Here is a 21,314-nt window from a genome sequence, read left to right as displayed (position 1 = left end):
GGATGCCGATATGCTATCGAAGTACATAAATCAAATATACATATAAAAATATATTGTGAAGTGAATTCCCCCGCCTATATTTTTCATGCCTATGACTATAATTATCCCGTCTGCGTCCCTATTTAAGCAAACAGAATTAGCTAGAGTGCTCGTTCCGACAGGTACAGTGGCTGTTACTCGCTAGCCGGCGTGGCAGCCGTATACACAAGCTGGCGAGCACAGGTAAAAGACTCGTTTAGTAGCCTTTCTAGCATAGTTAAGCTGACTGAATCCTTGCTGGAAAGTGGCACGCCGAGTTCTGCAACAGCCACTGAACCTGTCGGACCCGTCATCTTTCGACTTCCTGAACCCCCTCTACAAGCCAGACACGCACTCGATGCGGGCTTTCTGAACCTTCTTAAGGTACGCTTTCTAGACTCACCCGCTCGCAGTTTAGAATAATACAGATTACATTGAACAAATGGCTTTATTAACCTCTAGATACGGTTTTTAATATGCTCAGACCCACTTGTAAATAAACCGCTCAACCAGGCTACTAATGGTCAACAGTACTGTGAGAGGCGTTGATAAAGCAGATAACAAGATGGCTTTTGTTTCAATCTACCGGAAAATAAATCGGCGGTGGTTACGAAAGCCGTATTTAAGGTCGGCTAGGGTTAAGATGCTGGCTTTATTGGCTACTTGGCCAGGTACAGCGGCGGCATTAGTTCGCCCTACAGCGACCTCTAGCCAAAGGTTGTCAGCCACACGCACCTCTAATCCAACAGTGAAGCGGTTGATAGTATTCGGCTCCTGAACTGGCTTATCGCTAGCGCGGTATCGTTGGTATTTCCACGAGCCTTCGGCCGAAAAGCGTAGCCGCTCATTGCCGGCCAACAGGCGCAGCCCATACCCTAATTGCTGCCGCAAGGAGTCACTGGTTTGGTACACATATTGAAAGTTGCCAATGAGTTGTGTATGCTGGTGAAGCTCTCCCCAGCTTTCAGGCGGGCGAATGGAGCCGCGGGCGAACCCATGGACGGACTGCCGCGAGAGCCCCCGCCAGCTATGATCGGCAGAGCGCCAGACCTGACCGAAGCCCACTTGGAGCAGCGGTGCATTCCAATTGCGGCGCTCAAAGTCTTGTGAAGCCGACTTGAGCAAGGTACCAGCGTCGCGGAATAAAGGCTTGACGGCAGCTTGATAAGTTACCAAAGCATCCTGAAGAATTTTAAATAAGTTTTTCTCTAGACTGGCTGCAAACTGTTGCTTTTGAGCGGCACTCAGCTCGGGGCGAGTAGTTAAATAGCTAGCCAAGCGGAGGCGGAGCGTCTCGGTAGAATACAGTTTCAGCTGCTCGGCTTTTTTCGTCGCACTAGTGTCTGTCGAGTTGAGTTGGGGAAGGGCTAGTGTCTGGCTGGTAATGTGCTGTAGAAACTGCCGATAAGCCTCGACCGTGAGGAAAGTTATTGGGGTAATGTCTGCCTCTTGCACCGCCTGGAGCACAGCTTTGCTCTGCTGTCGGACAAATTCCTTATTCAACGTAAGATAAGGATCTATTAAGCCCTTCACCAATAGTGCGTTTACTTGCCGGGTTATGCTTTCACTGTAGCCTTTGGCCTTGAAAGGATCTAACTGGCCGGCTCCAAACGTGTAACTTATCCCACCCGCCAATCGACTGGCAACGGAGTCACCCACGCTGGCCCCCGACAGGGTAAAACCGCGCCGCCAATATGTGCGGCGGTACTCGTGGAGCGAACGGTATGCCACAGAGTCGCGGCGCAACGGGGCGATACCTAAGAAGCGGGCAATAACACTGTCACGCTTCATAGGCCGATACGTCGTCTTTTCCAGCAGTTGCACCGGGCTAAACTCAATACCCACGCCGGAACCCTGGGTAGGCAGGTTGACGAAGGATTGCAGCAAGCTGAGCGAAATATCCTGCAAGCCCCCTGGCGCATGCACACTTTGAGTCCCAATGCCCAGCAGGCCGGGCGCTATTTGCGTAGCGGGCTCCATATTTTCGTACAGGCCATTGAGAGCCACTGTATCTTCTTGAGCGCCTAGAGTCTTGAGTACCCGGCCAGCTAGGACCGGACCAGTTTGAGCCTGCACGTTCGAGTGCCAAACTAAGATGTTATATAGCAGCAACGCCCCAGCTAACCAACAGTGCCGACTCATAGGTGGTCTACATTTACTGCTGCAGCCGTCGCTCCTAAACGGCCGAGGGGCATTAATTGATAATTGACCCCTGAGGGCACTGTGCTAGAAGCGCCGGGTGGCACGGGTGTAGCATTTACGGGCACTGGGCCAGTACTTCGCAACGTTTCCACCCCCCGTAAAACCGGGTTGTTACCTTGCTTATCAGTTTGAAACCACTCTAAATCGACGCGGTAGCCTTCTGCCTGATTGCCAGGATTGATGAAGAATAACGAGATAGGTTCGCTACCGGTATTGGACGAGGCTATACCTAACGGTAGCGAGAACTCCCCGTCCGGGCATCGTGAAGAATCGGTATCAGCATGACCGCCTACGCCGTAGTAAAAGAACCAGTTGCAAAGGCTCGTCACCCTTACATGCAGCGTAACGGGACCGCCATTAGAGTCGAGAATAATCCAGGCCATAACCTTAGGGATCGCGTTTTTGACAGAAGGGTCGAAGGACGCTTAAAGAGGAGACCTAAAGTTAATATGTAAAAATTAATATATAAAATTATTTTAAATGAATCTTTTATCTGTTCCCTCCAAAAATAGACCGAATATTGGAGGGGGTTCGTTTGGCTAGAGTACTACCTCCACAATCGGATTAGCAAATCGAAGCAGAAAGTAGCGGTTGTCAATCGTATTGACAACCAGTTCTAACTGCTCTTCGACCCATGTGACAGCGAGCAATAAGCTGACGATGCCCATCCCCTGTTCTAGGCGAACAAAGCGCTTGCTTACGGCTTCTTCCTGACAATGCGCCGCACGCCACTGGTGAATGAGCAGATAACAGGGCCCTTCGTGGTAGTGCTGGGTGGCGAGGTCCCAACAGCCAGTAAAATGTATTTCCAGGCGCTTCTGGTCTATGTCATAGCAGAACTTGGAAGCGACTTCATCGTCAAACGAATAAGCGAGGGCCTGTGACATTAGGATAGCGCAGCAGAGGAGTGGCGGTCAAGCAGACGCTGGACCTGCTTCTGGGAGAAGCCCCCCCCTCTCCTAGCGGTAAAGCCGAGGGCATTTAACTCCCCTGCGATGCGCTCGCAGCTCAAGCCCTGCGCCCGCCGGGCCAGAATAAGGGCTGTAGCCTGGCGAATCCCCCCATGTTCGCGCGCATTGCGCTGCCGGGCGGCCAGCCCGAGTAGCCGCACCTCCTCCGTGAGGTTGGCGGGCGTGCCGAGCTGCGCCCCCCGCGCCTTTTTAGCTTTGAGCGCATCCTTCGTACGTTGGGAGATGGTTTCGCGCTCGTGCTGGGCAATGACGGCAAACAAGCCCACCGTAAGGGTATTGGCGTCGGGCATGTCGCAGCAGGCGAAGTTGACCCCCGAGTCGCGCAGGGCCAGGATAAAGCCCGCGTTCCGAGATAGTCGGTCGAGCTTAGCAATGAGCAGCACCCCGCCCGCCGCCCGGGCCGCGGCAATGGCCGCCAGCAGCTGGGGCCGCTGGTTCTTCTTACCACTTTCCACTTCCACGTACTCCCCCACCGGCGCGGCCCCTTGTAAGAAACTCCGCACGGCGGCTTGCTGCGCTTCAAGGCCCAGGCCGGAGTTGCCTTGCTTTTGGGTGGAGACACGGTAGTAGGCGAAGTAGGCGGGCACGGGGTGAAAAGAGAGTGGTTTCAGGCAAATTTAGTCAAAAGACATTTTACAAACGGTCCTTCTTAAAATGTCTCATTACCCTACCTCTACCCAAAGCTGCTACGCCTTGCTAAAAATTAATTATATATCTATATTTATAATGCCATTGACTTCGCACAGACAAGTGCTTGCATCCACTCAACACAACGGTTTAACTATGATGAAGCTAACCTACCGCAACTACCAAGATAAACAGCGCTTCGCTAAGCTCCTATCGTTGATATTCTTGGTTTTATACCTGGGTGCCTGCTCTAGGCCATCAGCTCCAATAACCACTTCACAGGTAATGATATCCTCGACACCCACTGACCCAGTGGGTGTCGACGGGCCAGCCGACTCCGACCAAGACGGGGTGGAGGATTTACGGGATGAATGCCCCGAAACCCCCGCTAAGGTGTCGGTTGATAAAAATGGGTGTCCGCTTGATGGCGATGACGATGGTCTCGCTGACTATGAGGACCCTTGCCCCACCCAAAAAGGAACGCCTTGCGCCGACGCTGACGGCGATGGGATAGCGGACAACCAAGACTATTGCCCGGACACTGCAGGTCCCCTCTACAACAACGGCTGCCCAGTTCCCTTGCCCGCAAATTTGTCGGACGCGCAGAAACGGGCGGCACTAGTGGCACAAGAAGTGGCGGAAAAGGACCGCCGCCGCGTAACAGTATTTTTTTGCACGAACCGTAACCTGCTGAGCGATAAGCCCCAGCTGGCTTTTGGTAAAAACCCCACCGCGCTTCGGTATGGTACCTGTAGAGTCAGCATTCCTCGGGACCATAAGATGGGAAAACTGGAATTACCCATTTCTCTACTGGGTTTCACCCTTGAAAAGCCAAATCCCGAGAAACACGTCGTGGTCGTCACGTCCCGGCTTGCCTCGCGAGGGGAGTTGGTAGGGCTGATGAATAACAAAATCGCGGAGTCCGCCCGGAAGGAGGCGTTCATTTTCGTCCATGGCTTTAACAATACGTTTGAAGATGCCACGCTGCGCACAGCGCAATTTGCATACGATCTAGGCTTTACGGGGGTTCCGGTCATGTTTAGCTGGCCTTCGCAAGGGCCTGCTATAAATTTAGTAGACCAGTACCGACTCGATGAGAAAATGAATGCCCTCTCCGTAGCGCCCTTTAAAGGATTTTTGCGCCATTTCCTGCAAACCTCCAAGGCCCGCCAAGTGTACTTAATTGCCCACAGCATGGGGAACCGCATCATGGTTGCTGCTCTCAAAGAAATGATGGTGCAGGAACCACAGGTATTTCTCGGTCATACAATTCAGGAGATAGTGCTTACCGCTCCCGATATTAGTGCTGAAGACTTTAAACAAGATATTGTGCCTATTGTGAAAAAAGGAGCAACGAATATCACGCTGTATGCCAGTAACGATGACATTCCTTTAAAGACATCTATGGCACTTAACCTCGCGCCTCGCGCTGGCCAAGCGGGCCAAAGGCTATTAGTTCTACCCGGGGTCGAAACAATTGACGCCTCTGGCGTAGCCAGCGATTTTCTGGCTCATTCATACTTCGCTTCGGAAGGCACGGTCGTTGGCGACATTCACTACATGTTGCGCAAAAAGGAGCGGGCCAGGCAACGGAAATGGCTAAAGCCAATGTCAGGTGGGTATTGGACGTTCAAAACACCTCGTGAGAAGGGGCTCTAATTGAACCGTAATTAACAGTCTACAAGTTATTTAGCGACCGTATTTTGGAGAGTTAACGAGAGTGCTCCTATAGACTGAAAACGCAGGTTTTCAGAGCCGTTTTTCTACCCCCCCCTTTATTGGAGGCTAAAACCTGCCCGTTTTGGGGGTAGGCAGCAAGCAAGCTTCTAACGTTTGTCGACCTTAGTTTACTACCCATTAGTAAGTTGTGAATGACAGCCTCGTCTAGCGAGTAGAAACTCCAGAAATTGGGCGCGAGGTGGCGGGCAGAAAGTCGGCGATGGGCAGTGTCCGCTAAAAGCTGTCCGCACTCAGCAGGGCGGCGAGTTTAAGCTGGCTGGCAACTTGCTTAGCTTTGCACTTCACCCGCTACTCTTCTTTTTCTTGTGAAAAAAACCTTCTTTCTGCTGGGTATTAGCTCGCTGGCGCTGGGCGCTTGCCAAAAAGACAGCGAGCCTGTGCCCCGAGCCGACGTGCGCACCAGCCTGCTGCTAGCCCACCACTGGAAAATAACCGCGCAGACACTCACCTTTAACCACGATGGCAAAGCGGATGTCATTGAAACCTACGCTGGAACGCCTGCTTGCCAACGCGACGATGTAACGAAGTTCAATAGCGATAAGTCGCTTATTTACTCGGAAGGGGCGACTTCGTGCTCCCCGGTTACGGAGCCCCAAATGGGTTCCTGGTTCTTCAATGAAGACCAAACCATGCTCACCCTTGAGGCCCAGCAGTTCCACGGCCCGTTTCAAGTGCTGGATCTCACTGATAAGACCTTGCAAATCCGTCACACGTATACGTATCGGCAAGATAACCATGACTATGCGGGAGTAGAGGACTACACTTTCACGGCTTTATAGCAGGGAGTGTGCGGGTTGAGGCCCCTACTAGAGTAGCAGTACCTTTGGGCATGCGAGTCGCCATCTACGCCCGCGTGTCGACGAAGGACAAAGGGCAGGATACCGAGAACCAACTGCACCAGCTGCGCGCGTTTGCCGAGCGGCACGGCACCATCTATCAGGTGTTCACCGATCAAGAGTCGGGGGGTAAGGCTGACCGCACCGACTTTAAGCAGCTGCTGCTCGCGGCCTACCAGCAGAAGTTTGACCTGGTGGTGTTCTGGCGCCTAGACCGCTTCAGTTGGGAAGGCGCCCTATCCACGCTGCGCTACCTGAAGGAGCTCAAAGATCATGGGGTGAATTACAAGTCCTTCACTGAACCCTACCTCGACAGCCTAGGGCCGTTCGGCGACGTGATTGTCTCGCTGCTGGCCACCATCGCCGCGCAGGACTTGATTAAGATTTCGGAAAACACGAAAGCCGCGCTGGCCAAGAAGAAGGCTGCTGGCGTGCAGTTAGGAGCGCCCACTAAAAGCGCGGAGACGGTGGAGCAGGTGCGGCGTTTAAAGACCGGTGGCGCCTCTAATCAGGCTATCGCGCGGGCGTTCAAAATGTCGCCTAGTATCGTAGCTAAATACCTTTTAGAGGCTTAGGAAGGGCGTTTTTTGAGGGTAGCGGTATTGGAGTAGAACCGTGACCGTGCTGCGTGGGGGCTACGACAGGGCTCGTCCCAGGTCTAAGCAGCCGTTCATGAGGCAATGGGCCGCCACGGCCGCCCAACAGGAGCCCGTGCGTTCGCGCACCCACAGAAAGAGCGTGCCCATCCCGAACTCGTAGAGCACCGCGCCGGGGGGAAAGTGAGCCGGCGACAGCCACGCCCGGACGTAGCGCCCCAAATCCGCCCCCAGGCCCAACCCAAACAAGCGCTCGGGCACGACTAAATGGTGCGCCAGTACAAAGAGCACCACGCCCACTACCCCGCCCCAACTGGTGCGCGCCCCAAACAAGGGCAGCGTGCGCGTAAAGACGGGGGCGAGCAGGCCCAGCAGGACGCCCCGGTAAAACACTTCCTCTTCCAGGCCGGGCAGGAGCCCATAAAACAGGTGCTGGCTCCACGCCCCCGCCAGGGGCAAGTGGCGTTCGTAGTGGGCGCTCACGGCGACCCAGGCGGCCACTGCCAGCACCACGGGCCCCACTAGCCACGCGCCCGGCGCGGGCGCGCGCAGGCCCGCTGCGTCGGGCGTTGGGCGCTGCCCGACGTAGACCAACGCCAGGGAGGCCGCCAGGGCGGCGCTTTTGCTGAGCCAGTTCACCGGGTCCTGGGGCGGCCCGAACCAGCTACCTGGCGGGTGTAGCCCGAGCAAAAAGGCAAACACGGGCCAGGGGGGCAGCAGCAGTAGGCTCGCGTGGACCCCGCAGGCCAGGGCGGCCCAGCCCAGTGAGCGGGGGGCTAAGAAAAGGCGGCTCGCGCACAAGCCCAAGCACAGTAGGCCCCAGAGCAGGCCCCACAAACTATAAACAGCCAGCATGCGCGCGGGGAGAGCTAGGGAGAGGCGGCGAAGGTAGTAACTGCTCCTAGCACGTAAAATTAGCGGCAAGGGGCGCTTGTCACTTTTGACAAGCGCCGTTTAGGAAATGTGACAAAGACCGGACTGGCCATAATGACGCCGCCTTTTACAACGTCCCATTCTACGCGTACACAAGTGCAACTTATGTAGTGGCAACTGACTCTATTCTGAAACCTACTTCTTTTCCTGTGCTATGCTTACCAAATCTTCTTTACTTTTTCCGGTAGCCGTCCTCGCCTTGCCGCTGCTCAGTGCCGCCCAAGCGGTGCCGACCGCTGGGCCTGACGGGCCAGCGACTCGGCGCAGCCCTACCTTCCACCTGGGAGTGGCCGCAGCGACTGGCTTGTTAAGGTCCCCCGATGGGTTTTCCGGGACGCCTACTGGCCCCAGTACCTACAATCAGGTGCCCCTGCTGCCGAAGCTGACCGTCGGTTGGCAGGTACTGCCGCGCCTAGCCTTACAACTTAGCGGGCAGTATGCCCAGCAAAACGATACCTACAGCTATGTGCTCGGGCTGCAGGACGCAGCCGGTCAAGTAGTTCTTGTTCCGGGCTTTCATAGTTTTCGCCTGCACAGCGTAGCCGTCCCTATTCTGGCACGTTACACCCTCACGAACAACTTGACTAGCCGGTTTCAAGCGGACCTGTTAGGGGGTGCCACGCTGGTACGCCGCTCCACCCAGTACCAGTCTCAGGTCTATTTTCCGTCGCCTGACGGCACGCCGCCCCCGGCAGGAACAACGCCCGAGACAACCGCCGTTGCGTATAAGAAGTCTACTACGGACGTCCACTTGTCGCTCGGCCCAAGCTTCCGTTATCGGGTAGCGCCGCGCTGGCAGGTAGTGGCGGAGGTAGTAGCAAATTATCGCCTAACGGAGGACCCAATCGGCAGCAGTGTATTTAGCCCTAATAAAGCAAGTACGCGTACCGCTCTTACGGGCTCATTAGGAGTACTCTATGGCCTCGGGGTTCACTAGTTGAGGCGCGGGATACCGAATCTTACGCGCTTTTAAGAGCTGTCTGTAAAGCAATAGTCAATTAGCGGTTCGTTCAATAAGCAGCATGTAGCAGTAGCTACATGCTGCTTGCTTTTATAGTACTTACGTGCAGAAGCATGTGACAAGCAGACCCGCACCTGTTTTAAGAGTGAGTTTATAGTGACCGGTATATTAGGTAGTATTGCCGAGTTTATAACATTAATTAAACGCACGTTCAAGAAGTGTCTTTTGCAGCCGGGCAGCTAGTAGTCCTGGATACCCATGGCCGACCACTCATCCAGCAAGTCCCAGAAGTCTAGGGGTTATGTGGAATATGCCGAGCGATGATATGCGATTCCTGTTGTTCGCATCATGGTAAGATTTTAGTAATCGAGGACCGAGCACCGCCGTCAGGTACTGAAGCAAGCGACGTTGTGGTTGATTTCAAGCTTAGCTTTAGTCAGGCCGAGAAACAGCTGCTGTCGAGTAGTGTGGCTTTGAATCGCTTTCAAAAGGATTCAGCTGTGGCCAAGGTAGTTGGCGCGAAAGCTCCTGCTCGGTGCGGTCCCGTATCGGGCGAGTTAACCGGGTGCTACGGGCTTCGCTGGCGAAGCGCAGGGGTCCGGCCTTCAGCTCCTTGTCGTAAGTATGCTGGTGGTTGGGCGGACGACGCCTAGCTGGTTTTGGGTGTCATTTCAGTAGAAGTAGACGGCCTTCTTTTTTCATTTTTACTTCGACCGCCTCAGGGCTTGGGACCTAAAGTCACTGCGTGCACCATCACGCACAAAAAAATATTGAATTCAACTTATCGAAGCACACTATTTCTGAAATCCGACCATATGCCCAGGTGCGCCGGATAAACTCGCCTAGCTAAGCCATCACCGGTTGGAATATGCTTACTGCTTCAGCGCATTGGACCAGCCCATTTCTCATTGCCGGCTTTGCCAACGCCCAATGGCTTGGTGTAGACCATTCCCCTACCCTATCGTAGCCACTCAGGGGAATTTCGGTTACCATAGCACCACGGCATTTGAGTCATACTCAAATGCTAAAACACGTTCCCTAGTATCATCAGCATATTCAACATTCTAGGCATACACAGCAAGCACAAAATACTCTGTGGTCATCTAGCCGTTTAGCATACTTAATATTCTTAAAACTCCTAGTGTTCTAAGTATTTTCAAAAGTTGACTCATGCGTGCAAGCTGCACTATCATAGTTGTTTGAGACAGCCATCAGAATCCATCTATTTGATATTCTTAAAATACTCAGAATGTTAAGTATTTTTAGTATTTGCAATATGTGGAGTGTGCTCGCTTACCTGATGCGTTGTAATATTGCCGCATCACTGTCATTGCTGCTTCATGAAAGTTATCACTTTTGCAAACCATAAAGGCGGAGTAGGTAAGACCACTTCCACGCTGACAGTCGGTCAGGAACTGGCCCGTCGCGGGCAGCGGGTGCTCTTCCTGGACTGTGACCCGCAACACAACCTGACCATGAGCTTTGCCGCCAACGTGGCAACTCATTTAGGCACCGTCATCAAGGGCGAGCGCATGCTCAAGCAAATCATCGTCGGGGTGGGAGAGGGGATGGGCTTGGCCGGGTCGGCCCGGGAGCTGACGCAGCTCGAGAAGATACTGGGGCAGCAGCCCACCTACCAGTTCTTCCTGCGCGACCAGTTGGAGGACATAGCGGCCGACTACGACTACGTGCTCATCGATACGCCCCCCGCCCTCACCAGTCTCACTTACGCGGCGCTGGTGGCCAGCGACGCCGTGTTTATCCCCGTGCAGCCCGAGTTCTACGGCTACGAGGGCCTGACCACGCTGCTGGACGCTTGCGCCATCATGGGCAAAAACTTCAACCCCCGCCTGAAGGTCGGCGGGCTCTTCCTGACGAAGTACTCGGCCAGCTACCGCCTTTCGCTGCACCATGACGTGGTGGCCATCATGCGGGACAACGCCGTGACGGGGCCACTACTTATGAACACCAGCATCCGGCAAAACGGCAAGCTTTCGGAAGCGCAGATTGAAAAGCAAAACCTGTTTGATTACGCGCCCTCCAGCAACGGCGCCGAAGACTACCGCAACCTCACTACTGAAATTCTCGCCCGTCTATGAGTACCGGCCCCAAAAAACGCTTCGGCAGCACGCTGACCCAGCCCGTTGCCCCCACCCCCGACGAGTTGATGTTCGGAGCCGTCAGCCCGCTGCCGGCAGTTCCTACCGCAGGCTCAATCTCGAGCCCCTCATCGGACGTCCCTGCACCGGCTGGTCCCACCGGGCGCTGGGTGCCCTTTGGGTCATACGTACGCGACGAAACGTACCTGCAGCTCAAGCAGGCGGAGTACTGGGAGCCCGGCTTCGAAATCCGGCAGTTTCTGGAAGACACTCTGCAAGCCGCCTTAGCGCAGATGCCCGCCGCGCAGCGGACTTTGCCAGCACCCGTGCTAGAAAAGCTGCTTAAAACAAACCGCAAGCTGCAGCCCCAATAGCGAGTAGGGCCAGCAAACCGACTACTTTAGGGCGATTGCGTGGGATCAATTGAGGAGATTACAGCAGCAAGAGTTTCTGAAGCTACTACCGATATTGTACATTTTCACTATTACACCATGAAAAAGCAATTCAATAGAAATAGATTTTCTCACAGTACAAAACCGCAACTCATTGACCACCAATAATTAGCATAAAAAAGTACAACCGCTTCAAAATAACTCTATGCTTGTACTTTTTTCTACTTTTAAGCGAACAAGGTTGCTACAAAATAGACGCTTAAAAAAACTCACTAGCTAGTTGTCTTTAAAACTCAAATTATAGTATTAGTATTATAGGCTGCATAACGCATTGACAAACAATAATTTATGAGTTAAAGTTGCTACAAAAAGGACGCTAGGTTGCTACAAAAAGGACGCTAGGTTGCTACAAAAAGGACGCTACCAGATTTTAGGTTGCTACAAAAAGGACGCTATCCCGTCAAGTTGCTACAAAAGAGACGCTAGGTTGCTACAGAATAGACGCTACGCAAAATCAGGGTGCTACTCAAAAGACGCTACCAAGGCCAGGTTACTACAAAAAGGACGCTAGACTAGTGCAAAATAGACGGCCTTCGCTCTCCAGTGCCCCGACTTATCCGCCATGAAAAAGCCGCCCAAACAGAACGCCGACAAAATAGTAGCCCAGCACAATGCGCTCGTCAACGCGCGTTTCAGCTTCGTGCCCCTGCAGATGCGCCTGTTTCTGGCGCTGCTTGCCCGCATCAGCCTGGACGATACCGAATTCAAAGAGCACGTTATCCCGGTCAGCGAACTGCTGTTCGAACGGCACGGCGGTTCGGCTTACCAGCAGCTTGACGAGATGTGCGACGACATCACCTCTTTTAAGCTGTACATTGAAATACTGGAGGACAGCACCCGCAAACGACGACGGCGGCCCAAGTACGATTACATTCCGCTGATGGCCAAGGCGGGCTACGATGGGGACATGGGCGGGATAGTGGCGGCCTTTAATCCCCTCATCATGCCGTACCTGCTGCAGCTGCGCGAAAGCGGCAACTTCACCCTGGCCGACCTGGACGAGTTGCGCAAGCTGAAAAGCCCCAGTTCGGTGCGCATCTATTGGCTACTGAAAGAGTATTCGGACTTTGGGCAACGAACCGTCACGCCGGAGCAACTGCGCTTCATGCTCAACATCGCTGAGAACGAATACCCGCGCTTTAGCAACTTCAAAGCCCGGATACTGGACCGGGCGCAGCTGGAACTGGCGCGCACCGACATGCCGTTTACCTACGAGTTGGAGCGCCAGAACCAGCTGGTGCAGCGCATCAAGTTCCTGTTTGGCTACGACACGTCCAGCACCGGCTCAGATGAGCTGGTAGAAATACAGGAAAGCAAGAATACTGAAAAAACAGAGCTTTCTCAACATTCTGAAAATGTTGAGAAAGCTGCTTTACAGGAGCTTGCTTGGGTTCAAGCATTGCGGCTGATAGGGGTAAGCCTGCGCAGCATTAAGCAGATTACTAAGCAGTTAGAAGATAAGGAGTATCCCCTTGAATACGTAGATTTCGTATTGTCGCGCATTGGCAAGCAGCATCAACTGGGGAAAGTGAAGAAACCGGCGGGCGCTGTTTACAAAGCTCTGGTGGAGAAGTACTTACTGGAAGAATACTTGGCCGGGGAACAAACCCCCAAGATGATTCCAGGCAAAAAGACCGGCGTTACCACGAAGACCAAGCTACCAATACTGGAAGAAGTTGCTTTTCCGTTGCGGGAAGTGCGGGACATGTACGAGAACCCCGGGCCGTTTTTGAAACGACAGCGTCAGGAACCCACTTTTGAGCTGCATCTGGAGGCTATTTATTTAAGTCAGGGATTCGCCCTTATAGAGCGTAATGGGGAAGACTGGCTGATTAAAACTACTCTTTCCTAACTCCTTGCGGGGTGGTACCATCGTCAGCCCTTTAGCCGCGGTGTCAGCAGCTAAACCCCAAGGGAGGCCCCAAGCCGGAATACGAGCCATCCTTGGCCTTGGTTAAAAGTTTGGTACAGATGTTACACTCACCCGGATTAGAGTACCAAAAAGCTGCCAAAAGCGTCTATCGGGTACTTTAATTGCCGCTATGAGTTTCGGACACCACGTTTTGTCGTGCTAGCAGCCACCGGAAGGCAGTAGGGAGCCGGTACCGGAAAACCCCTGTTTTCGTACATTATGCTTGTTTACCAGTCCGATAGCTGGACTGATGTAACATCTGTACCAAACTTTTAACCAAGGCCAATAGTAACAGATGGCATGCAACTAGCGCTGGCACACTAAGTGGACAGGAAAGGAAAAAGGCCCGCTCCAAACTTGCCCCCTCTTCTTAACTTTTAACACAGTTCATGATAAGTATCATAACTTAAAATCAGCAGCAGCTAATAATTCAAAAGCTGCCTCACATGAAATCAATTACTCCCCACTGGCTAGCGAGTTCGCACTTTAGGTCGAAGGCAGGCAGTATACTATCTCCGTTGCGTATTAGCAACGACGGACGACACCTTGTGAAGAAGGTTTACTTTATTCAACTGACCGTTATGGTGAACTGAAAAAGATGGTGCTCACTAAGGTGCTTGCAGCTGTAGTAGGAACCGCGGGATTGCTTTTTATAGCGTTGATTCTTGGTAGCTTGTCGGGCATTGACAAACCGTAGCAGCTCATGCCCATCCAACGGAGCCCAGCCCAAGGCCGCCAGACCCTAGAGGAGTATTACCAAGAGATGGAGAGCAAAGGCCCCATTGACCAACTAGTAGGACAGCAGATGCTCCAATTACTGGAGGTGCTTAAGAAGCTATTCCCGTAGATGACCCTCTGGGGGCTGACGTCCATGGCGCGGCTGGGACTATCGCCTGACCCTGAGTTTACAAATGCGTGGTTTGTACTCTTAAGTAGTGCCATTATACCTAGTGCCTATCAAATAGAATACCTGCTGCCCGCCAACAGGCGCCCGTGGGAGGATGCATTCGTACAGGGCCAGAGTCAATCAGTGGAGGAAACAAAGCGATACTTGCTGATTGCGATGCGCGAAAGCGAGGGGTGGGTAGGCAATCAAGCGTTCGAAGCGGTGTTAACTCAATACGGCTTGGCTGTTGGGAAGCCATCCACTTAAGGATGGCAAAGCAGCAAAGACCACCCCTGAGCCTGCTATTCGCACAGGCTCCAACCTACCACTTTTTCAAGGTGTGCCTGAATGCAATGTTAGTCAACTATTCCAAGAAGGGCCAACGCCTTTTTCATCGCTAGCGCCTTCATTTTGTGCTATAATTTTTAAGATTCTCGTTGCAAAATGTCTTTAGCCAAAATGTATGAGGGGTTGCAGCTACTCGATGAAACTGATGAGTTAGTACTTGGCCATCGGTCGGAAGATGCCTATCTGCTTCGCAAACGTGATAGTCGCTGTCTTTTCGAGGATAATTTTTACGGTGACCCTAGTTGCGGCTATATCAGTCGGCAACATACTTGGGCAGTAGTCGCTGGGGAGCATGTGGCGGTATGGCGAGCGTCGTATGAAAACATCCTGCTACCCACTATTGCCTTACAGTGGGTTCATGCAATGCGATTGGTAGACACTGACTTACTCGAATTATTGACCGACCCTTGGGGGGAACACCCAGCTATTTGGCGATTAGCACCCCTAACGGGCACTTACTGGAAGGCCGCCGATTTCTTGACTTATCAGCAGCAACCCTATAAAGACCACATTATTTGGTAAGTATATTATTGCTAACCAGTAACAAACCTTCGTTTAGGAAATGCGACAAACTCAGCCATTATATTCAATTAGCACAGCACACTTCCTAAACGCATCTTACGTTGGTAGATTTCCTTTTCCTGTTAGCCAATGCTTCCTCACTTACTGCTCACCACTGGTGTGCTAGGCACCTTGCTACCGTTGGCTAGTTCTGCTCAAGTAGCACCGGCCTCGTCACGTTTTTACGTGGGGGTTGGGGCTAATCTGTTATCCAACCTACCCTTCCTAGACCGAGGAATAGTGCCCAGCAGCTTCGGTCCGTCGCTGATGGTAGGCCTGCCCTTTACGCCACGCTGGGCGCTACAAGTTGGTTTTTCCTATCACGGCAAGCGCGAAATGATTGCTAATCCAAACTCAGCCGTAGAAGCTACTGTCAGGACGAAATACTTCCTCGTACCCGCGCTACTCCGCTACACGGTCACGGAGCCCGCTAATCCTGTTCAGTTCGACCTCCTAGGAGGTGCTACACTGGTCCATGCAAAGGGTCGGACCACTTTCTCCCCTCCTTCTAATAATGAGTCTACTCTTTCCGACACCAGATTTAACCTGACGCTAGGGCCAGCGGTGCGAGCGGCTATTTCATCTCACCTAGATTTGACGGTCAACGGGTTAGTGAGCATGCGAGTAGACGAAGTTTATAATTTTAGTGACCGTTTCTTTCTAAACACCTCTCTTGGGTTGAACTACAAGTTCGGCTGAGGCTGCGAGTCACAGATAGCGTAATTATTGAACAAAAGGGAGAAAAGACCGTTGCAACGAGGCAAAGTCCCCCCCTTTTGTTCTGACTTACCAAATCAATACTCTACTGAGAATAGCTTATAACGTTTGCCGAACTTGCGTTTAATTAATGTTATAGGCTCCTCTTTTACATATTTTGTACATTGATTCACAGTATGTAACAAGACAGTGACTGTTTAAGTCACCGTTTTCCTGAACGCAAGTTCTGCTAGGCTGACCAACCAGGTGGATACGGCCACCCGCGCCTGGGTGCTGGCCTATTTTTCTTCCCTATCTTAGCCCGCCGCAAGGACTTACCTTTCTGCTTTTGCCGCCCTGCCCTATGCCCCTGCTACAGTTCTACGCCCATCTGTTGTTCCGGGCGGCCGCGCTGCTCATGGCGGGGCTTGCCCTGGTCTGCCTCGCAGTCATCGCAGTGCTGGGTGGGGCTCTGCCGGGCGTGGAGCTGGACAAGACGGTGGCCCGTGCTGCTACGGCGTTGCACCGCGACGCCTGCCGGCTGCTGGCTTCGGCCCGGGCTCGCAAAGCCCCCACCGTTTCCAGGTCCGGCGACGCCGGGTAAGTCGCGAGGATTGCCTCCCTCGAAAAGCCGCTGCACCTACCGGGTCGTAGCGGCTTTTTGGTGGGTATTTATTTCATGTGACACCCAAGACGAGGCACTGGGACCCGCTTATTACCAGGAAAAAGCTGCCATTGTCTCTAGCAGTTGAGTTTGTCACATTTCTTAAACCAACCTCTTAAAAGGTGATAGCTCTTCCGTGAGAAGTTACTCGATTTGCTTAAGCGCCGCGTAGAACGCTTTTTCGTCAATGCTAGGCAGCGTCGGAGTGGCCGAGTCAACGTCTCCCGCAAGGCCACCCAGTACTTTTTTAATCCGGCCATCGCGCCCCACGAAGAAGGTTACGGGATACCCCGTCACAAACTGAGCGCAATACTGTTGGGCGCCGACTACCTGCCGATAGGTGAAGGAGTGCTTTTGCAGAAAAGCCCGCACTCGCTGCGCGCGCTCAAACGTCAGGGCCAGGAAGACGATCTGCGTCGAAGCTTTTTCGCGCTGAATGCGGTTCAACGTCGGCATTTCCGCGATACAAGGACCACACGTCGTGAACCACATATTCAACACGACGGGCTTCCCCAGCAGGCGGTGCGAGTCCACCAGCTTGCCCTGCAAATCGGGTAAGGTAAAGGCGGGCAGTAGCTGGCCAATAAAGCCGTCCAGGCCCTGCTGGCGCGCCTGCCAGGCCGCGGGCGTACGACTGCCGACCAAGGTGTACTCGTGGATAACCGTGTCCGACCGCGTAAGGGTCTGCCCAACCACGACCTCAAACGCTAGCCCAGCCGCCCGGAATCGCCGGTTCATCACTTGCCGAGACGTATCGACTTCCGTCGCCGTCCAAAGTTTGGGGTTACCCGCGTTTTGATAACGCACCACTTGGCCCTGGGCCTGCTTGCCCCCGAGCAGCAGGGCAAGTAAACCAAGGAATAGGGCTAACCGCTTCGGCTTCATAGGAGGAGGAAAAGGTACTAGTTAAGAAGTCTTTAGCTAGGTAAATGTTTATGTATCCCCTAGCGCTGCTGCTGTCAGTGAGCAGCATACTATCGGCTTCCGATGAGCCCTTCACTAGCTTCTCGGCAGCATGCCCAGCAGGACGACCGAGGTGCTTGCCTGACTACTTGGCTAGCTCACTACCGGCCAAGTTCTTATCGTAATTATTCTCGCGTTCCTCCTGCTTAAAAGAATACCCAGCTTTAGGGCTAGACAGCTATTACTTCTCTGGACGCAGATACTTGGCCACCGTACTAGGCGACACCTTCAACGCCCGAGCAATCGTTTGATTGGAGGCCCCACTGGCCTTCAGGCGGTGCACCTGCGCAATGACGTCCGCGCTTTTACGAGGCGCATCCAGCTGCACCCCCGCGGCCTTCTTCTTGGCCAGGGCCGCCTTGGTATTCTCCGAAATCTTAATCAGGTCCTGGGCCGCAATGGTGGCCAGCATCGAGACAATCACGTCGCCGAACGGCCCGAGCGAGTCGAGGTAGGGCTCGGTGAACGACTTGTAATTCACCCAATGATCTTTTAGCTCCTTCAGATAGCGCAGCGTGGCCAGGGCACCCTCGCGGCTGAAGCGGTCGAGCCGCTAGAACACCACCAGGTCAAACTTCTGCTGGTAGGCCTCGAGCAGCAACTGCTTGAATTCGGTGCGGTCAGCTTTGCCGCCCGACTCCTGGTCGGTGTAAACCTGGTAGATAGAGCCATACTGCTCGGCAAAGGCGCGGAGCTGGTGGAGTTGGTTCTCCGTGTCCTGGTCTTTGTCCTTCGTCGACACTCGGGCGTAGATGGCGACTCGCATTACTTTCTATTAAGTGTCCAAGATTGTTGGTGAACCTTACGGACCTCGTCAGCTATAACCCTGAGATTGAATAGTTCTCCCCGAAAATGAAAATCCTGAATATCAGGGTCAAAGTTGCGCAGCTTAAATTCAGTGGGACCAGAGTATGCGCTCATGGGACCAAGATTCATATCACCAATTATTACTGGTGATACACCTGGAGTCGATATCTCAGCGAAGAAAGCATCTAGTCTCTCATCAAAGTGTTCTAAATGATTGCGCAAATCCCTACTCGCTAGTGGACTTGTAGCTTCTATATTATACAAGCTCCTTAAATGCTGCCCGCGGTTGGTAGTGCGTTGCCAAATAGCCAGCTTTTGAGGTTTTTTAGGCGCATCAGAACTTACCATAGGCCAGAACATTTTTGAGATATTGCTGGCATGAGTTAGAAAGGAGTGAACACGCCCAAAGACATCATTAAATGTCCATTTGTACTGCGGTCCATCGTCAGGACGTAAAGTTCGTAGCATCGATAGCATCCTCCCTATCGCTCGGTATTCACCTTTAGCTAACTCAGATTGTAGCTCAAGCTCGCAGATGTAAAAACTCTCTTCGAATGGGCTCATGCTCGTGGTTTCTGTGTCTCAAGATACTCTCCAAAAAAGGGTATAAAAAAACGCCCCCAAAAACCTGCGTTTTTAGGGGCGTTTGGGCTGGCCCGGAAACCCTCCAAAAAACATCCTTTGTTGGAGGGCAGCTAGCTGAGCAACATTATTACCTTTACGAACCGCTTCGTCAGCGAGTCGTCCCTTTCCCGTACCCTGTGATAAATCTTACGCTTCTGCGAGTAGTACCGGGTAGCCTGGCCCTGCTGACCGTAAGCGCTACCCTGGCGCAAACCCTGGCCCCCAATCGCCTCACCCTACTCGCGCTCAATCAGCCCCCGTGCGCGACGTTACAGCCCACCTCCGTAATTCGGGCCAAATTAGTCTACAGCCTCTCTGAGACGGAACAGTCAACGGAGGGCTTTGCCGTTTCCATCAAGTTTCAGAGCACGAACCCGCGCATGACGTTCTCCGATGGGCGGCAGGGCATCGTAGCTATTTCCGCCCGCCACGATACGGTTACCATCACCTACCCCATCGCCGCTATTCGACGCAACACCCAGCTCAAACGGCCTATCACGTGCTACTTCTACTTGCATCGCAACACCGGAGCAGGCCGAAGCGTGGTCATTGCGCAGACAGCGCCCATTGTCTTTCAAGAGTGCCAGTAAACGCAGCTACCAAGCGCTACGGGAACTAGCTTAGCGCTCTGCAGCAAACGTAGCGGGCTAAAACGCGGGCGCGAGCTGACCAGTGCAGCATTGGCTCAATAAGTAGGGGTCACACAGCTACTGCGCCAAAATTTTCGGAATCAACTTCTTGACCCACTGAAACAAGCCCTTTTGTGGTGCGCAGGTGATGGGGGAGGGGGTATCCGTATGGTGTGCCTTTCTAGCCCAACTAAGCTCAGCTTATTTTACAAGCTGTAGTCGGTGGATTATTTAATGTTATGAAATGGACGTTAAAAGACGCCCTTTTACAGGTTTACAAGACGGCTAGACTCTAAATGGTACCGGCTTTCTTGTAAGGGAAGCGTACAGTTTGATAACTAATCGTGCCGCCGTACCATTATACCACCAAGCTCCAGCTTAGTGAGGCATTTGGTTGCGTCCCGCTAACGTTACGCCAAGCAGAGCTTAGCGCTACAACTTGCCATCCGATAGCTCCGACGCAGCCGGCGAACTGCCCAGTAAGCAGAGCTTCGCGCTATAACTCGTCAAGCGCTCACGTCATCGCAGGAAATCACGTCAGTGTAGCGACCGCATACGCCGCCCTACGGCTGCCAATCGCCCAGCACCTGCTTCAGCGTGTAGTCGCTGGCTTCCTGCTTGGTAAGCTGGTGCGACCAGGCCGCGCGCTGCGCGCCGGCCGCGCCGGGGCCAGCGCTGGCAAATTCGGCGTAGTAGGCCGTGGCTTCGTTGCTGGCCTTGCCCCAGTTGTGCCAGCCCTCGGACTTGATGTGCAAGCCGAGCTGGCATCGAAAGAAGACCACCTTGGCGTAGGGCCGCCAGGGCCGGCCTAGGTAGTAGCTCTGGGCAGGGGCATCGCCGGTGAGGCGGCACCGATTGAAGACGTAGCCGTAGCGCACGGTGTCGGGCGTAGAGGCGGCCGTGAGGTAGCTGCCGCCCTTTTTGCAGAACAACTCGCAGTTTTCGAACCAAGCGGTCGAACTACCGAAAATGAAATCGGTGGTGCCTTCGATGTAGCAATCCTGGTAATACTGCCGCCGCCCGCCAGTGTAAATCGTGTCCTGGTTGCCTAGGAAGCGGCAGTTTTTGAAGCGCACCCGGTCGCCGCCCACCCAGATGGCCAGCGCCTGCCCCACGGGGCCAGCGGAATTGGCGAAAGTGATATTCTCGGCCGAAAAATTAGTAGCCCGCACAAAGAAACTGGCCGAGCCCGACGTGCCAATATTCTGACCCTGTGAGGTTTGCTTTTGGGCATAGTCGTCGTAGGTGAGAATGGTGGTGGCCGCGTCTTCGCCTAGCAACGACACAAAGTCTTTGCCAGCTGCCAAGGTGAGTTTTTCCTTATACACCCCTTTTTTAATGAAAATAGTGGTGCGCTGCGTCTGCCCAGCAGGCAAGGCGTCAAGGGCCTGCTGTACGGTGCGGTAGTCGCCGCTGCCGTCTGGCGCCACCACTAGACGGCGCTGCGCCTGGGCCTGAGCGGTTAGCAACAGTAGCCCCCCCACTACAAAATAGATGAGGTAGGTAAAGCGGTTTGAGAGGAAAAGCGGGCTCATTTTGCTTGGTCACGTGGGATTTGAGGAGTTCGTTCAGCTTGGGCAGGCCGCGCAGGAAAATGCCGCGCGCGGCCCCGTCGCACACGATATGGCTGAGGGTGAAATTCTGGAGCTGCGGCGTGGCCTCCGTCACGGCGGGAGTGAGCGCGAGCGCAGCTAACCGCTCGTAGCTCAGCTGAGCGGCCATCTTAGTGAAGTAGTACCTATCGAAGAGGGTGGCATCGTGCACAATGCAGATACAACAAGCAAAAAAC

The 21,314-nt window shown here is 53.5% G+C and carries 18 protein-coding genes and 1 pseudogene; 11 read left to right on the top strand and 8 right to left on the bottom strand.

Annotated elements, in window-relative coordinates; all coding sequences use genetic code 11:
* Positions 1 to 600 precede the first annotated feature (600 nt).
* The 3 genes from ACFSDX_RS18775 to ACFSDX_RS18765 form a co-directional block, all read right to left on the bottom strand.
* Positions 601 to 2,094: a hypothetical protein gene (locus ACFSDX_RS18775; protein ID WP_382316343.1), complete on the bottom strand. Its 1,494-nt coding sequence runs from the start codon at positions 2,092 to 2,094 to the stop codon at positions 601 to 603.
* A gap of 665 nt (positions 2,095 to 2,759) precedes the next feature.
* Entirely contained in the window at positions 2,760 to 3,107 is a 348-nt protein-coding gene (locus ACFSDX_RS18770; protein ID WP_382316341.1) for a hypothetical protein, read from the bottom strand.
* Positions 3,107 to 3,778, bottom strand: coding sequence for a recombinase family protein (locus tag ACFSDX_RS18765; protein ID WP_382316339.1), 672 nt, complete (start codon positions 3,776 to 3,778; stop codon positions 3,107 to 3,109). The genes ACFSDX_RS18770 and ACFSDX_RS18765 overlap by 1 nt, the downstream gene beginning before the upstream one ends.
* 196 nt (positions 3,779 to 3,974) lie before the next feature.
* Between ACFSDX_RS18765 and ACFSDX_RS18760 the strand changes: the two genes are divergently transcribed.
* From ACFSDX_RS18760 to ACFSDX_RS18750, 3 genes are all read left to right on the top strand, one after another.
* Positions 3,975 to 5,477 carry an alpha/beta hydrolase gene (locus tag ACFSDX_RS18760; RefSeq protein WP_382316337.1) on the top strand — a complete coding sequence of 501 codons (1,503 nt, stop codon included), beginning with the start codon at positions 3,975 to 3,977 and terminating at the stop codon, positions 5,475 to 5,477.
* Positions 5,478 to 5,863: 386 nt separating this feature from the next.
* Positions 5,864 to 6,337 (top strand): hypothetical protein, encoded by a 474-nt coding sequence (locus ACFSDX_RS18755; RefSeq protein ID WP_382316335.1) that lies wholly within the window; start codon positions 5,864 to 5,866, stop codon positions 6,335 to 6,337.
* A gap of 50 nt (positions 6,338 to 6,387) precedes the next feature.
* A complete protein-coding gene (locus tag ACFSDX_RS18750; protein WP_382316333.1) occupies positions 6,388 to 6,969 on the top strand; it encodes a recombinase family protein in 582 nt (193 codons plus the stop codon).
* 60 nt (positions 6,970 to 7,029) lie between these two features.
* On the opposite strand, the gene ACFSDX_RS18745 is transcribed toward ACFSDX_RS18750, so the two are convergent.
* Positions 7,030 to 7,845 carry a CPBP family intramembrane glutamic endopeptidase gene (locus tag ACFSDX_RS18745; protein WP_382316332.1) on the bottom strand — a complete coding sequence of 272 codons (816 nt, stop codon included), beginning with the start codon at positions 7,843 to 7,845 and terminating at the stop codon, positions 7,030 to 7,032.
* 2,379 nt (positions 7,846 to 10,224) lie between these two features.
* Here ACFSDX_RS18745 and ACFSDX_RS18740 point away from each other — a divergent pair.
* The 7 genes from ACFSDX_RS18740 (at position 10,225) to ACFSDX_RS18710 (ending at position 16,442) form a co-directional block, all read left to right on the top strand.
* On the top strand, positions 10,225 to 10,983 hold the full coding sequence (locus ACFSDX_RS18740; protein ID WP_382316330.1) for a ParA family protein: 759 nt from the start codon (positions 10,225 to 10,227) through the stop codon (positions 10,981 to 10,983).
* Positions 10,980 to 11,357: a hypothetical protein gene (locus tag ACFSDX_RS18735; RefSeq protein ID WP_382316328.1), complete on the top strand. Its 378-nt coding sequence runs from the start codon at positions 10,980 to 10,982 to the stop codon at positions 11,355 to 11,357. Before ACFSDX_RS18740 ends, ACFSDX_RS18735 begins: the two co-directional genes overlap by 4 nt.
* Positions 11,358 to 11,997: 640 nt before the next feature.
* Complete coding sequence (locus tag ACFSDX_RS18730) at positions 11,998 to 13,287, top strand: replication initiation protein (protein ID WP_382316326.1); 1,290 nt, start codon at positions 11,998 to 12,000, stop codon at positions 13,285 to 13,287.
* A 763-nt stretch (positions 13,288 to 14,050) separates the two neighbouring features.
* Positions 14,051 to 14,194 (top strand): hypothetical protein, encoded by a 144-nt coding sequence (locus tag ACFSDX_RS18725; protein ID WP_382316325.1) that lies wholly within the window; start codon positions 14,051 to 14,053, stop codon positions 14,192 to 14,194.
* Positions 14,195 to 14,677: 483 nt separating this feature from the next.
* Entirely contained in the window at positions 14,678 to 15,103 is a 426-nt protein-coding gene (locus ACFSDX_RS18720) for a hypothetical protein (protein WP_382316323.1), read from the top strand.
* A gap of 129 nt (positions 15,104 to 15,232) precedes the next feature.
* Positions 15,233 to 15,841 carry an outer membrane beta-barrel protein gene (locus ACFSDX_RS18715; protein ID WP_382316321.1) on the top strand — a complete coding sequence of 203 codons (609 nt, stop codon included), beginning with the start codon at positions 15,233 to 15,235 and terminating at the stop codon, positions 15,839 to 15,841.
* 346 nt (positions 15,842 to 16,187) lie between these two features.
* On the top strand, positions 16,188 to 16,442 hold the full coding sequence (locus tag ACFSDX_RS18710; protein WP_382316319.1) for a hypothetical protein: 255 nt from the start codon (positions 16,188 to 16,190) through the stop codon (positions 16,440 to 16,442).
* A 204-nt stretch (positions 16,443 to 16,646) separates the two neighbouring features.
* On the opposite strand, the gene ACFSDX_RS18705 is transcribed toward ACFSDX_RS18710, so the two are convergent.
* The 3 genes and pseudogenes from ACFSDX_RS18705 to ACFSDX_RS18695 all read right to left on the bottom strand — a co-directional run bounded on the left by ACFSDX_RS18705 (position 16,647) and on the right by ACFSDX_RS18695 (position 18,836).
* Positions 16,647 to 17,387, bottom strand: coding sequence for a TlpA family protein disulfide reductase (locus ACFSDX_RS18705; RefSeq protein WP_382316317.1), 741 nt, complete (start codon positions 17,385 to 17,387; stop codon positions 16,647 to 16,649).
* Between the two features lie 259 nt (positions 17,388 to 17,646).
* Positions 17,647 to 18,231 (bottom strand): annotated as a pseudogene (locus tag ACFSDX_RS18700) (recombinase family protein).
* A complete protein-coding gene (locus tag ACFSDX_RS18695) occupies positions 18,231 to 18,836 on the bottom strand; it encodes a hypothetical protein (RefSeq protein WP_382316315.1) in 606 nt (201 codons plus the stop codon). Before ACFSDX_RS18695 ends, ACFSDX_RS18700 begins: the two are co-directional and overlap by 1 nt.
* A 197-nt stretch (positions 18,837 to 19,033) precedes the next feature.
* Between ACFSDX_RS18695 and ACFSDX_RS18690 the strand changes: the two genes are divergently transcribed.
* The gene (locus tag ACFSDX_RS18690; protein ID WP_382316313.1) at positions 19,034 to 19,486 is read left to right on the top strand and encodes a hypothetical protein; all 453 of its coding nucleotides are present in this window, start codon (positions 19,034 to 19,036) and stop codon (positions 19,484 to 19,486) included.
* A gap of 602 nt (positions 19,487 to 20,088) precedes the next feature.
* On the opposite strand, the gene ACFSDX_RS18685 is transcribed toward ACFSDX_RS18690, so the two are convergent.
* Positions 20,089 to 21,060, bottom strand: a complete 972-nt coding sequence (locus ACFSDX_RS18685) for a pectinesterase family protein (protein ID WP_382316311.1) — start codon at positions 21,058 to 21,060, stop codon at positions 20,089 to 20,091.
* Positions 21,061 to 21,314: the final 254 nt, after the last annotated feature.

Source organism: Hymenobacter bucti (assembly GCF_042681145.1).
Lineage (GTDB): Bacteria > Bacteroidota > Bacteroidia > Cytophagales > Hymenobacteraceae > Hymenobacter > Hymenobacter bucti.
Note: the sequence above shows the minus strand (reverse complement) of the source record. Positions and strands in the feature narration are given on the sequence as shown.